The sequence below is a fragment of the uncultured Roseobacter sp. genome (assembly GCF_947495025.1).
Lineage (GTDB): Bacteria > Pseudomonadota > Alphaproteobacteria > Rhodobacterales > Rhodobacteraceae > Roseobacter.
On the sequence record NZ_CANLXG010000003.1, the window covers coordinates 1 to 12,520 of the forward strand.

Genomic DNA, 12,520 nt, shown 5'->3' on the forward strand with positions numbered 1-12,520 from the left:
GTCTCTGGGCCCTAGTCTGCCACCCCCCCCCCCCCCGTCCTCCGGCGCGGTGTGTGTTCGGCGGGGGGGGGGCCCCCCCCCCCCCCCCCCCCCCGCGGCCCCCCCCCCCCCCGCCCCCCGACCCCTCATGCAGCAATGAACTCGTTCCATTTGCGGACCATGTACTGATTTTCATCCATAACCGCGTTCCAGCAGGCCACAGCACCCATACGGTCATAGAACGATCCGCCATCGCGCACCGCACCAGCCTTCTCCATCACGTCGCCGAAGGGGTTGGTGATGTCGCCCTGGGCTGCCTTGCCTTCGAACCAGAAGCCCCATTCGTCCTCAGACATGAAGTTTTTCGAGGTTTCCGGCACGGCGGAATAATATCCCTGACGCATCAGGAAACCGCCAACCCATCCGCTGAGATACCAGTTGATGTATTCATAGGCCGCATCCAGCTCGATGCCCGACAGCGACGCGGAAAGGCCGATACCGCCGCCCCAGGAACGATAGCCCTCTTCAAGAGGCTGATAGACACAGGGAATGCCCTGGCTGCGCACCGCGGTGATCGCCGGTGACCACATGGACTGGATCACGACCTCGCCCGAGGCCATCAGGTTCACGCTCTCGTCAAAAGACTTCCAGAAGGCGCGGAACTGCCCCGCTTTCTTGGCCTCGGTAAAGATGCCCAGTGTCAGGTCGATCTCTTCTTTGGTCATGTTGCCCTTGTCGGGGTATTTGTATTCACCCATGGATTCCACGACCATCGCCATGTCCATGATCCCGATGGACGAGATGTCCAGAATTGACGCCTTGCCTTTGAACTCCGGGTTCAGCAGTTCTGACCAGTTGCTGATCGGCCGGCCGATCAGGTCTGGCCGGATGCCCAGCGTGTCGGCATTGTAGATCGTCGGGATCAGGGTCATCCAGCCGGATTCCTCCTGAACAAAATCCCGGCCATTGGGGCCGGATGTAAACCCGACCGTGTGCGGCGCAGTCCCCTGGGCAATCACGCTTTCCGGTGTCAGCTTGCCCGACCGGAATGTCCCGACGATTTTGTCGTAGTTGGCAATTCTGGACGTATCCATTGCCTGCAGATTGCCTGTCGGCCAGACCTTTTTGCAGATCCAGTATTCAATATCGGCGATATCAAAACTGTCCGGCTGTGTGGCCGCGCGCTGGGTCACACTGTCTGAATCCAGTGCCGTCATCTCGAGTGTGAAACCAAGGTCTTCCTTGACCTTCGTCGCCACTTCATTGAGGTTGGACACCCCGGTGCCAAACTGGCGCAGCGTCACATCTTTTATGGCCTGTCCCCATACCATTGGAGCCGGAAGCGCGGCGGCCGCCACCGCCGCGCCACCCGTCTTCAGCACAGACCGGCGCGAATAGCGAATTTTTGGAATTGTCGTCATATCATTTCCCTGTTTTTTCAGTTTTCATCATGCAGTCAGGGCATGTGCGGCCTGACTGTCCCAGTTGAGGCCAACGGCCTCGCCCAGATCCTTCGGATTGCCGAAGAAATCCCCGTCCGGCAGCAGCGCTGTCACCTCCTGATCGCCCGCAACCGCGGCGGTCAGGGCGACATGTGTGCCCTGGTATTCAATGTTCACGATCCGACCGGGCAGCTGTGCACCATCGGGCGGGCCAAGACGCAGCGCATCGGAACGCACCGCAAAGTTGCCTTCCGCCAGAGAGATCACGTTGTGTGAGCCCAGAAACCGCGCGACAAACGCCGTGCGCGGTGCTTCAAAAACAGTTCGCGTCGGCCCGGCCTGCTCGATAAAGGCGTTGTTCATCACGACGATCTCATCGGCGAGTGCCAGTGCTTCGTCCTGTCCGTGGGTGACGTGAATGAATGTAATGCCCAGCTCGCGTTGCAGACGCCGGAGTTCCGCCCGCATGCGCACCCTTAAAAACGGATCGAGAGCCGACAGCGGCTCGTCCAGCAGCAGCACCTGCGGCTTGGTGATCAGCGCCCGGGCCAGCGCCACACGCTGTTGCTGACCACCGGACAGCTGCGCTGGCAGCCGGTCGGCAAACCCGGTCATATCAACCAGTTCCAGCATCTCTGACGCTTTTTTGCGGCGCTCTGCCGCATCCCGGCCCTGCATCCGCAGGCTGAACGCCACGTTATCGGCCACGCTCAGATGCGGAAAGAGAGCATAGTTCTGGAACATCATCGCCGTGCCCCGCCGGGCCGGTTGCAGGTGGGAAATATCCCGGCCGCCAAGCAGCACAGCGCCGTCCGATACCACCTCATGGCCCGCCACCATCCGCAGTGTCGAGGATTTGCCACAGCCCGACGGCCCCAGAAGACAGGCATATGTACCGGCCTCAAAATGATAGCTGATGGCATCCACCGCGACGGTATCGCCATAGCGCTTTGTCAGACTGACAAATTCAAGATCCAGATCATGGCCCATAAATGCCCCCGTTTGGCGTTGCACCAGACTGGGCGCGATGCGCTGAAACGCTCAAAGGTTTTCCCGCGTGATCCCGCGCCCTGACCGTTCAACGCCCTTAAAAGGGCAGATTCCATCAATGTTGTTCAAAAAAGAGGCGTAAATTGTATACGATCTGAGAAATCTGCGCTCCCGATCTTGTGAGTCGTTTGTTGCTCTGGCAACCAGATCACGAGGGAGATCACAGATGGCACAGCCTGCCCCGCACCAGGTGACTTCGGCTGAAGACATTGTGCTTGAGCTGACGGAAGCTGTGCACGAGCACCGCGTCAGCCCCGGCATGAAGCTGCGCGAGGACGAGGTCGGCGATATCTTTGGTGTGAGCCGCACTGTGGTGCGGCAGGCCCTGAGATCAATGGCTCATACCGGACTTGTGTCGATCGAACGCAACCGGGGCGCCTTTGTCGCGCGGCCTTCGGTCCGGGAGGCCCGCGAGGTATTCGAGGCCCGCGCGCTGCTGGAACCCAAAACAGCCCGCGCCGCGGCAGAACGTGCAGGACCGCGTGACATCCTGCTGCTCGAAGAACACATCCGACAGGAGCATGCCGCCCTGGCCCGGGACGAAGCAGGCCCAGCCCTCAAGCTCTCCGGCGAATTTCACTGTGAAATCGCGCGGATCGCCGATCAGCACACGATTGAAACCTTCATCCGCCAGCTTATCTCGCAGTCCTCTCTGGTCATCGCCCTCTACTGGCGGCGCCGGAATGCACTGTGCGAAAGTCACGCCCATCATGCGCTTCTGGATGCATTCCGGAGCCAGGATGGCGACAGCGCCGAGGAACTGATGAAGGGGCATCTGCTCGATCTCGTGTCACAGCTCGACCTGCGCGATCAGCAGGCAGACACGACATCCCTGCGCGAGGCACTGCTGAAATGATCATCTACCGCAGCGCGGAACCCAGCGAAATCAACCACGTACTCCGATGGGCCGCAGCCGAAGGATGGAATCCGGGCCTTGAGGATGCCGCAGCCTTTTTCGAGGCGGATCCGGACGGGTTCTTTCTGGCCGTCGACGACAATACCCCGGTCGCCGCCATTTCAGTGGTCAATCACAATCCCGGGTTCGCCTTTCTTGGTCTCTACATCGTGCTGCCGGATTATCGCGGACGCGGGATCGGCTATGCACTCTGGCAGCATGCGCTGGATCACGCAGGCGACCGAACGGTCGGGCTTGACGGCGTGCCGGAGCAGCAGGCCAGTTATGCCGCGTCCGGCTTCAGGCACGCTGGTGGAACCACGCGTTTTGAAGGCAAGGTGGCGGCGTCAGCTGATGAGACCCTGCGCCTTGCGACGTCCACGGACATTCCGTCCCTGATCGCCATGGAAGCAGAGGCGTCCGGAACCGCCAAACCGGCCTACCTGTCGGCATGGTTCACGCAGACCAATACCCGCAGAACCATCGTGGCCGGGACACCTGGCGCCGTTACGGCGGCCTGTACGGTCCGGTTATGCGGAAACGGTGCAAAAATCGGCCCGCTGACAGCACCCGACAGGCAAACCGCTGCCCGTCTGATCGCGCATGCAGCCCAGATGACCAGTGGACCGGTCATTCTGGATGTCCCTCAGTCATCTGAGACGCTGACGGATCTCTGCCTGTCGCTGGGCATGCAGGCCGGGTTTCACACTGCCCGCATGTACCGGGGCCCGTTTTCGGCACCACCCGCAGGTATTTTTGCTGTGACATCTCTGGAACTGGGCTGAGCCTTTCCCGCGCGTTCAGTAGAGACGGCCCGTTTCATTGTACGCCATCCGGGCTTCGATATCCTCGAGCGGCATGTCCATGTCACCGTGGTCTTTCAGCGCCTGTGAATAGCTGGGCAGCCCCTCAACCGGCCCCCATTTGTCCGGCTGCCACATCGCGCTCCGGATCATTGACTTGCCGCAGTGGAAAAACGCCTCCTCCACACGCACCAGCAGTACCAGGTCCGGGCGATGTCCGTTGAGCGTGGTCAGATCAAGCAGCGCATCGTCGCGTACCAGTTCGGCTGCTCCATTGATCCGCACAACTTCCTTGCGCCTAGGCACGACCAGCATCATGCCGACCCGCGGGACCTCCAGCACATTCCGGAACGTATCGGCGCGGTTATTTCCGATCCGGTCCGGTACCGCGATGGTCTTTTCGTCGATGACTTTGATAAAACCCGCCGGGTCGCCTTTGGGAGACACATCCATCTGTCCCGCGGCATTGCAGCTGGCGATGGTGCAAAAAGTCGTGCGGGCAATCCATGCCGCACAGTGCTCGTCGATGTGATCGATGAATTTGTTGACCTGGCTGGGATGCAGCGGGTCCAGCATCCCTTCCAGTTCCGCGACCGTCGTGACAGGTTTTTCTGCCCTGTACATCCCAAATCTCCCAATACCTGAACCTGTCCGGCAACAGAATAATCGCATGCGCCAGGCGTCAGGCACAGCCTTTTATGGCGAAAGAGCGCCGAATGTGCTACTCTTGCTTGTGGGCAATTTCCGCCCGCACTTTTTACGATCAGATTTTTTATTGGAGTTTTATTATGGCACATGGTTCCAGGCATTTTGATATTCTTGCCCCCAGGTCCCCGTTTTATCACGGACCGTTTGGCAGACTGTTTCCTGATCTCGACCCCTGGCACAGCCCCGGCACGTCGGATTCTGACGCGGCTTTGCTGGATATCGCCAACAACCTGATGATTGAGCTGCCGGGTGAGTTGCCGGCAGACATCGCTGCAGATCAGTCCAAAATTGACCAGCTGGAGGCAGAGTTCAGCTCGGACATTCCGGCGGGCTACACATACTTCGGACAGTTCGTCGATCACGACATAACATTCGATCCGGCCTCATCGCTGATGCGCCGGAATGATCCCAACGGGCTGCGCAATTTCCGCACCCCGCGGCTGGATCTTGACAATGTCTATGGCGCCGGTCCGGATGATCAGCCCTATCTCTATGATCCTGACGACAAAGCAAAACTGGCCATTGGCGAAGTGGAGGGCCGCCCCGATCTGCCTGATTTGCCACGGTTTCGCGGACGTGCGCTGATCGGCGACATGCGCAATGACGAAAACGCGATGGTCAGCCAGCTGCAGCTGGCATTCCTGCTGGCGCACAATACGCTGGTGGACCGGGCGCGTGCGGATGACCCCGGCGCGTCGACCTCCGTGGTCTTTGAGCGGGCACGCAAGACCCTGCGCTGGCTCTATCAGCACATCGTCTGGAATGATTTCATTCCGCGGATCGCAACCGACACAATGTATGACTGCGCCATGAAGCTGGAAAAAACCTGCGACGGCCGGCGTCGGTGGATCTGTCAGCTGGACGATGTCTACAGCTGGAAGCACCAGCCTTTCATGCCCGTAGAGTTCTCGGTCGCTGCCTACCGGTTCGGACATTCGATGGTGCGGAACGGCTACCAGACCAATAATCCCGAACGTGGATTTGGGGAATTTGCGCCGATCTTTGATAACACCGGTGGCGGCGATCCGGACGATCTGCGCGGATTCCGGCCGATGAAGCCGGACAACTGCATCCAGTGGGACTGGTTCCTGCAGATGGAAAGCTCGGCACCCGGTCTGTTCCCGCAGATGGCGCGGAAAATCGATACGAAACTGGCCAATGCGCTGGCCTTCCTCTTTGAGGCAGCGCCGGGTGATGCGAACAACGTGCTCGCCTTCCGCAACCTCAAGCGCGGTGTGACCTTTGATCTGCCGTCCGGCACTGCTGTGGCCCGCAAGTTCTGCGTTGATCCCATCGCTCTGGGGCCGGATGAGCCGGATGCGCTGTGGTATTACATCCTGCGCGAAGCCGAAGAGAGTGGCGGCAATTCACTGGGCCATGTCGGCTCGGTTATTGTCTGTTCTGTTTTTGCGGGCCTGCTCAAAGGTGATCCGCTGAGCTGGGTCTCGACCGAGCCCTGCTGGACACCTGAAAAAGACCCACTGCTGAGCGGAGGCGTGGACAATGTCGATGATCCGTCCTGGACACTGGCCTCGGTGATCCGGCTGGCCGGTCTCAGGGCCAACGGCATCGGCTTTGCCTGATCTGTAAAAACCTGACCGGGGGTCCATTCAGCCCCCGGTCGCTCCGCCGTGCGGACCCTGGTCTGGCAGTTCGTGTCTGTCACCTGCAGTTGATGGAGACGACACCACCAGAAACCGCAGGGCGGTACCGCCGGTGTTGCGGGCCCTGTGCGCCACGCCGGGCGGGACCTCTGTGCCCTGCCCGACTGTGAGTTCCAGCGCCCTGCCCTGCGCCTCTATCGTCAGACAACCCTGCAGCACATAAAAGAACTGACGCGCCACGCAGTGGCTGTGCAGGGTTTCCGCAGCCCCCGGCGGCATCTGCTCTTCTTTGACGGACAGCCCGGGCTGATCCACCAGCGGCCAGGCATCACAGACCGACTGCCATTTATGGTGGGGGGCATTCTGGGTGCTGATCACGTCCATACATGTCTCTCCGGGCTCTGATCCAGATGGCCGCAGAGCGCGTGCGCCGTCAACCACCGGATGCGCATTTTGCCTTTGACCCGCCTGTGGACCTGGGCCACAACGGGGCATGGCAAAATCCCCCTCATTCTCCTGCAACGCCTGTGGCAATGTGACGACCAAATGGGCTGGTCGTTGTGAGGCCTGTGGCGAATGGAACACCATCTCCGAAGACGCAGGCATTTCCAGAGGGCCGGCGAAATCACTGGGCGGCAAACGCGGCGCGGCGATTACCCTGACAGATCTGTCGACCGAAGAAGCGCCCCCGCCCCGGACCAATTCCGGGATCGCCGAGCTGGACCGTGTTCTGGGCGGCGGCCTCGTTGCTGCTTCGGCCATTCTGGTCGGGGGCGATCCGGGCATCGGCAAATCCACGCTTTTGTTGCAGGCGGCGGCCCAGTTTGCACGACAGGGTGTGAAGACGATCTACGTCTCAGGCGAAGAGGCCTCTGCTCAGGTACGCATGCGCGCGCGCCGGCTGGGTCTCGCCGATGCGCCGGTCAAACTGGCTGCAGAGACAAACCTGCGCGATATTCTGACAACGCTGGAGACCGAGCGTCCGCAACTGGCGATCATCGATTCCATTCAGACCATGTGGGCCGACAATGTGGAATCAGCACCTGGCTCTGTCAGTCAGGTGCGTGCGGCCGCCCACGAGCTGACCAGCTTTGCCAAACGCAAAGGCATCAGCGTGGTTCTTGTGGGACATGTGACAAAAGAGGGTCAGATCGCCGGACCCCGGGTCGTCGAACATATGGTCGACACCGTGCTCTATTTTGAAGGCGAGCGCGGGCATCAGTTCCGCATTCTGCGCGCGGTCAAGAACCGCTTCGGGCCGGCAGATGAAATCGGTGTCTTTGAGATGACCGGTGGCGGTCTGGCCGAGGTCGGCAATCCTTCTGCGCTCTTTCTCAGCGAACGGGGTGAGCCCAGCCCGGGGTCGGTTGTGTTTGCCGGTGTCGAGGGAACCCGGCCCGTTCTCGTGGAGTTTCAGGCGCTTGTGGCTCCTTCGCCGCATTCGCAGGCGCGGCGCACCGTTGTCGGCTGGGACGGCGGGCGGCTGGCGATGATCCTTGCGGTGCTCGAGGCGCGATGTGGCATCCCGTTTGCCGGACTGGACGTATATCTGAACGTCGCCGGCGGCATGAAGGTCTCGGAACCCGCCGCTGATCTTGCTGTTGCGGCGGCCCTTCTGAGTGCCCGTGAAGATGCTGCGCTGCCCGCGGATACGGTGGTTTTTGGTGAAATCAGCCTCTCCGGTGCGCTCAGACCCGCCACTCAGACCGAATTAAGGTTGAAAGAGGCGCAAAAACTTGGTTTCACCGGCGCAATCGCGGCAACGGGTGGGAAATCTGTGAGTGCTGCGGGCATCGCGCTGAACACTATGTCCGATCTGACGGGATTTGTCGGTGAGATATTCGGCGCGGGCTGACGTTCGACAGAAAGGCGTAAGGGTCTATGGAAGGTTTCACACTGGTTGACGGCGCGGTGGCTCTGGTCATCCTGGTCTCTGCCCTGCTGGCATATGGCCGCGGGCTGGTACGCGAGCTGATGGCAATCGTGGGCTGGGTCGCAGCCGCTGTTCTGGGTTTTCTGTTTGCACCGCAGGTCGAACCACTGGTGCGTGAGATCCCTGTTGTGGGTGAATTTCTCGCAGACAGCTGCGAACTGTCGATCATCGGCGCCTTTGCAGCGGTTTTTGCGATTGCGCTGATCGTCGTGTCGCTTTTCACGCCGCTGTTTTCCAGTATCATCCAGCGCTCTGCCCTTGGCGGTATCGACCAGGGTCTTGGCTTTCTGTTTGGCGTGGCCCGCGGCGTGCTGCTCGTTGCGGTCGCGTTTTTCGTCTATGAAACCGTGATAACAGGCGAGAGCTATACGGTGGTTGATGAAAGCCGCTCTGCCGTTGTTTTCTCGCAGGTGGCCGAGAAAATCGAAACAGCAGAGCCGGAACAGGCACTTGGCTGGATCACCGGTCGCTACGAAGCCCTCGTCGGAAACTGCGGCCAGTAACGGGCGCAGGCGCGCCACGCGGCGACGTTAACTGTAATTTATCCCGGCTGTGAAAGGGTGCACCCGCAATCATCAGCGGAGAAACCCTGACGTGGATCTCAACCAGTTCTCAGCGTACCAGCATGTTACGGTGCCGGTTTTCGTGGTCGCGCCAGACAACAATCTGATGCCGCGCTATCTCTGGGTCAATGACGCCTGGTCGGGTGCAACGGGTATCTCTGCTGCGGATGTCGCCGGAAAGACCGAAATCCAGTTGTTCCCCGGCCGGCCGGATCAGCGTGCTTTTGACCATCACAGGGCCGCACTGACGACCGGACGCGGGTCCTTTTTTGATCTGCCGGCACCATGGCCTGGTCATTCGGGACCGGTCAGGACAACACTGACCGCAGTCTCGGCACCGGATGGCACAATTACGCATGCCGTCGGTACCTGTGTGCCCGCGCCGTCAGCAATATCAGAGGCTGCGGATGCCGCCGAAGCCCTCTCCGAAGCGGAGCAGTTCATTGCCATCGCCGCGCATGATCTGCGCACCCCGATGCGCAACATCCAGACACTCGCATCCCTGCTCAAAGACGATTTCATTGATCACGGCGATGGCAAGCACGGTCTGATCGACATGCTCGAAGAGGTCGCATCAAAGTCAGGACAGATGATCACCGATATTCTGGCCTATACGCAGGCGCTCGCAACGACACGCGACACCGCGCCAACAGACCTGAGCTGTCTGTGCGCGACATTGCGCGGCACACTTGATCCACAGGGAAAGGTCGATTTCCGCTATCCCGGTGTGACGGTGGAAAGCGACAGTACGACGCTGCAGATTGCTCTCAGAAATCTTGTGGACAACGCGATCAAGCACAATACCAGGCCGGATCTTGTGGTCACTGTAGAAGTCCGGAACACAGGCGTATCGGACATCACAGTGACCGTGACCGACAACGGAAAAGGCTTCCCCGCACCAGAGAGGCTGTTCGTCAGGTCAGCCGGGATTTCGCATGAACGCGGCTACGGGCTCATGGCAGTCCAGCGACTGCTTACCCTGCGTGGCGGACACATCTCGGCACAGAACTGCCCGGACCGGACCGGCGGCGTGATCACCTTTACGCTGCCTGGACGGATCCTGCCGGAGGACGCATCAAAGATGACAGAGGAACAGGTGCCCCGGTTGCCCAGAACGGCGGCACGCTGACCAGTCTGCAACCGGACCGTGTCGTGCCTGCGACATTCGCGATTGCATGCGGATAGTTTCGTGACACCGGAGACCGGACGCCCTACATAATGCGCCTGAGACCCACCGGATTCGGAGCTGCCCCGTTGCCCAGGACCATGCCCCCCGCCCATCCTTTTGACACATCTTTCCTGCGCGACATGGGGGATGATGACAAACTCAAAGAAGAATGCGGCATTTTCGGCGTGATCGGCGTCGCCGAGGCGGCCAATTTCGTGGCCCTCGGGCTTCACGCGCTGCAACACAGGGGGCAGGAAGCCGGCGGCATTGTCAGCCACAACGCCCAGCTTGGGTTTCAGTCCGCCAGACGCTTCGGCTATGTGCGCGACAACTTTACCAGCCAGGCGGTCATGGAAACCCTCAAGGGGCCTCTGGCGATAGGACACGTGCGGTATTCTACAGCGGGTTCCAAGGGTCAGACAGCGATCCGCGATGTTCAGCCGTTTTTTGGCGAATTTGCCATGGGTGGTGCCGCAATTGCCCATAACGGGAACATCACCAACGCAAATGCGCTGCGTCGCGAACTGATCGAACGCGGATCGATCTTTCAGAGCTCTTCTGACAGTGAATGCATCATTCATCTGATGGCCCGCTCGCTTCAGCGCACGATACCGGAACGGATGGAAGATGCGCTGCGTCGCGTCGAGGGCGCCTTCTCGGTTGTTGCAATGACGCGCACGAAACTGATCGGCGTGCGGGATCCGCTGGGCGTCCGGCCGCTGGTACTGGGCCAGGTCGGCGACGGTTGGGTTCTCAGCTCCGAAACCTGCGCGCTGGACATCATCGGTGCGGAGTTCGTGCGCGAAATCGCCCCCGGAGAAATGGTCGTCATCACCGAAAAAGGTGTTGAATCGCACTTTCCTTTCCGCCCGCAGAAACCACGCTTCTGCATTTTCGAACACGTTTATTTCTCGCGGCCCGACAGCATACTGGGCGGTCGTTCCGTTTATGAAACCCGCGAGGCAATCGGCCGGGAACTGGCCAAGGAATCACCTGTCGAGGCCGACCTTGTGTGTCCGGTTCCGGACAGCGGTACACCGGCTGCAATCGGGTACAGTCTGGAATCCGGAATTCCCTATGCCATGGGAATCATCCGCAACCAGTATATGGGCCGCACATTCATCGAGCCGACCGAGCAGATCCGCAACATGGGTGTGCGCCTGAAACTCAATGTGAACCGCGCGCTCATCGAGGGTAAGCGCGTGATCCTCGTCGACGACTCCGTCGTGCGCGGGACGACGTCGCGCAAGATCAAGGAGATGATCCTCGATGCCGGGGCCCGCGAAGTGCACTTTCGCATAGCCTCTCCCCCGACAGCCTGGCCCTGTTTTTACGGCGTGGATACCCCACAACGCGAAAAACTTCTGGCCGCGACCATGTCCGAAGATGAGATGCGCGACCATCTGCAGGTCAACAGTCTGAAATTCATCTCGCTCGACGGTCTCTACCGCGCGGTAGGCGAAGCAAGGGGCCGGGACCCGAACCAGCCACAGTACTGTGACGCCTGTTTTTCGGGAGAGTATCCGGTCAAACCCTCTGATCAGATCGAGAGCGGCTTTGAGATGAAACCGGCCGCAGAATAAGACCGGCCTGCGGACTGTGCGCTTCTGCCGCTGACCGTCCGGCATGCTTCCGCTTGACGCGGGCGCGCTTCCATTGCACGACCGGCGCATGACAAAAACAGCTCTTATCACCGGCGCGTCCCGCGGCCTCGGCGCCGCACTGGCAGAGGCGCTCTGCCCGTCACATCACATCATCGCGGTGGCGAAGACCACCGGCGCGCTCGAAGAACTGGATGACCGCATCCAGGCACGCGGCGGTTCGGCGACGCTGGCTCCGATGGATGTGACGAATGCGGACGCTATGGCTACTCTCTGCCGGGGTATATTTGACCGCTGGGGCAATCTGGACATCTGGCTGCACACGGCTGTACATGCGGCGCCCCTGGCCCCGACAGACCACATCGACAGCAAGGATTTTGCCAAATCGCTCAACGGGAACGTGACCGCTACCGCCACGCTCATCTCTTTTGTTGCGCCGTTGCTGGGCCAGACGGGCGAGGCCGTATTTTTTGACGATCCGCGCGCCGGCGAAAAGTTCTTTGGCAGTTATGGTGCCAGCAAGGCAGCGCAGATCGCTCTGGCACGGTCCTGGCAGGCTGAAACGGTCAGAACCGGTCCAAAGGTGCATATCCTGACGCCTGAACCCATGCCCACGGCGACACGCGCAAGGTTCTTTCCGGGCGAGAACAGGGAAGCGCTCAATGATGTGTACCAGCAGGCTGCGGCACTTCTGGCACAACTTCAGGTTTCTTAGACCTTTCCCGACATCAGAGCGCGGCCCGTGCTTGCTGCTCCTGCGACCCTCGCCTATCA

At 60.4% G+C, this 12,520-nt stretch carries 12 protein-coding genes; 8 read left to right on the forward strand and 4 right to left on the reverse strand.

Going from position 1 to position 12,520, the window contains the following annotated elements; translation table 11 throughout:
• Nucleotides 1-125: 125 nt before the first annotated feature.
• Together Q0792_RS14150 and Q0792_RS14155 are read right to left on the reverse strand one after the other, a co-directional pair.
• Nucleotides 126-1,391, reverse strand: a complete 1,266-nt coding sequence (locus Q0792_RS14150; RefSeq protein ID WP_298843802.1) for an extracellular solute-binding protein — start codon at nucleotides 1,389-1,391, stop codon at nucleotides 126-128.
• Between the two features lie 36 nt (nucleotides 1,392-1,427).
• Entirely contained in the window at nucleotides 1,428-2,411 is a 984-nt protein-coding gene (locus tag Q0792_RS14155; protein WP_298841908.1) for an ABC transporter ATP-binding protein, read from the reverse strand.
• Nucleotides 2,412-2,637: 226 nt separating this feature from the next.
• On the opposite strand from Q0792_RS14155, the gene Q0792_RS14160 reads away from it, so the two are divergent.
• Both Q0792_RS14160 and Q0792_RS14165 read left to right on the forward strand, forming a co-directional pair.
• Complete coding sequence (locus tag Q0792_RS14160; RefSeq protein WP_298841911.1) at nucleotides 2,638-3,327, forward strand: GntR family transcriptional regulator; 690 nt, start codon at nucleotides 2,638-2,640, stop codon at nucleotides 3,325-3,327.
• Nucleotides 3,324-4,151 (forward strand): GNAT family N-acetyltransferase, encoded by an 828-nt coding sequence (locus Q0792_RS14165; protein ID WP_298841914.1) that lies wholly within the window; start codon nucleotides 3,324-3,326, stop codon nucleotides 4,149-4,151. Before Q0792_RS14160 ends, Q0792_RS14165 begins: the two co-directional genes overlap by 4 nt.
• Nucleotides 4,152-4,166: 15 nt before the next feature.
• On the opposite strand, the gene Q0792_RS14170 is transcribed toward Q0792_RS14165, so the two are convergent.
• Entirely contained in the window at nucleotides 4,167-4,793 is a 627-nt protein-coding gene (locus Q0792_RS14170; RefSeq protein ID WP_298841917.1) for an MSMEG_1061 family FMN-dependent PPOX-type flavoprotein, read from the reverse strand.
• 164 nt (nucleotides 4,794-4,957) lie between these two features.
• Here Q0792_RS14170 and Q0792_RS14175 point away from each other — a divergent pair, with 164 nt between their 5' ends.
• Complete coding sequence (locus Q0792_RS14175; protein WP_298841920.1) at nucleotides 4,958-6,460, forward strand: heme peroxidase family protein; 1,503 nt, start codon at nucleotides 4,958-4,960, stop codon at nucleotides 6,458-6,460.
• 27 nt (nucleotides 6,461-6,487) lie between these two features.
• Here Q0792_RS14175 and Q0792_RS14180 read toward each other — a convergent pair whose 3' ends face one another.
• Nucleotides 6,488-6,865 (reverse strand): cupin domain-containing protein, encoded by a 378-nt coding sequence (locus Q0792_RS14180; RefSeq protein WP_298841923.1) that lies wholly within the window; start codon nucleotides 6,863-6,865, stop codon nucleotides 6,488-6,490.
• A gap of 109 nt (nucleotides 6,866-6,974) precedes the next feature.
• Between Q0792_RS14180 and radA the strand changes: the two genes are divergently transcribed.
• The 5 genes from radA (at nucleotide 6,975) to Q0792_RS14205 (ending at nucleotide 12,461) form a co-directional block, all read left to right on the forward strand.
• Entirely contained in the window at nucleotides 6,975-8,336 is a 1,362-nt protein-coding gene (radA, locus tag Q0792_RS14185; RefSeq protein ID WP_298841925.1) for a DNA repair protein RadA, read from the forward strand.
• Between the two features lie 26 nt (nucleotides 8,337-8,362).
• On the forward strand, nucleotides 8,363-8,917 hold the full coding sequence (locus Q0792_RS14190; RefSeq protein ID WP_298841928.1) for a CvpA family protein: 555 nt from the start codon (nucleotides 8,363-8,365) through the stop codon (nucleotides 8,915-8,917).
• A gap of 91 nt (nucleotides 8,918-9,008) precedes the next feature.
• Nucleotides 9,009-10,106, forward strand: a complete 1,098-nt coding sequence (locus Q0792_RS14195; protein WP_298841933.1) for a PAS domain-containing sensor histidine kinase — start codon at nucleotides 9,009-9,011, stop codon at nucleotides 10,104-10,106.
• Nucleotides 10,107-10,243: 137 nt separating this feature from the next.
• On the forward strand, nucleotides 10,244-11,728 hold the full coding sequence (gene purF, locus Q0792_RS14200; RefSeq protein ID WP_298843805.1) for an amidophosphoribosyltransferase: 1,485 nt from the start codon (nucleotides 10,244-10,246) through the stop codon (nucleotides 11,726-11,728).
• Between the two features lie 88 nt (nucleotides 11,729-11,816).
• Nucleotides 11,817-12,461 (forward strand): SDR family oxidoreductase, encoded by a 645-nt coding sequence (locus Q0792_RS14205; RefSeq protein ID WP_298841936.1) that lies wholly within the window; start codon nucleotides 11,817-11,819, stop codon nucleotides 12,459-12,461.
• Nucleotides 12,462-12,520: the final 59 nt, after the last annotated feature.

Excerpts from the sequence above, each read along its gene's own strand:
- purF (WP_298843805.1), top strand. The coding sequence starts at position 10,244 with ATGCCCCCCGCCCATCCTTTTGACACATCTTTCCTGCGCGACATGGGG.
- Q0792_RS14170 (WP_298841917.1), bottom strand. The coding sequence starts at position 4,793 with ATGTACAGGGCAGAAAAACCTGTCACGACGGTCGCGGAACTGGAAGGG.
- Q0792_RS14180 (WP_298841923.1), bottom strand. The coding sequence starts at position 6,865 with ATGGACGTGATCAGCACCCAGAATGCCCCCCACCATAAATGGCAGTCG.
- Q0792_RS14155 (WP_298841908.1), bottom strand. The coding sequence starts at position 2,411 with ATGGGCCATGATCTGGATCTTGAATTTGTCAGTCTGACAAAGCGCTAT.
- Q0792_RS14175 (WP_298841920.1), top strand. The coding sequence starts at position 4,958 with ATGGCACATGGTTCCAGGCATTTTGATATTCTTGCCCCCAGGTCCCCG.
- Q0792_RS14165 (WP_298841914.1), top strand. The coding sequence starts at position 3,324 with ATGATCATCTACCGCAGCGCGGAACCCAGCGAAATCAACCACGTACTC.
- Q0792_RS14205 (WP_298841936.1), top strand. The coding sequence starts at position 11,817 with ATGACAAAAACAGCTCTTATCACCGGCGCGTCCCGCGGCCTCGGCGCC.
- Q0792_RS14160 (WP_298841911.1), top strand. The coding sequence starts at position 2,638 with ATGGCACAGCCTGCCCCGCACCAGGTGACTTCGGCTGAAGACATTGTG.
- Q0792_RS14190 (WP_298841928.1), top strand. The coding sequence starts at position 8,363 with ATGGAAGGTTTCACACTGGTTGACGGCGCGGTGGCTCTGGTCATCCTG.
- radA (WP_298841925.1), top strand. The coding sequence starts at position 6,975 with ATGGCAAAATCCCCCTCATTCTCCTGCAACGCCTGTGGCAATGTGACG.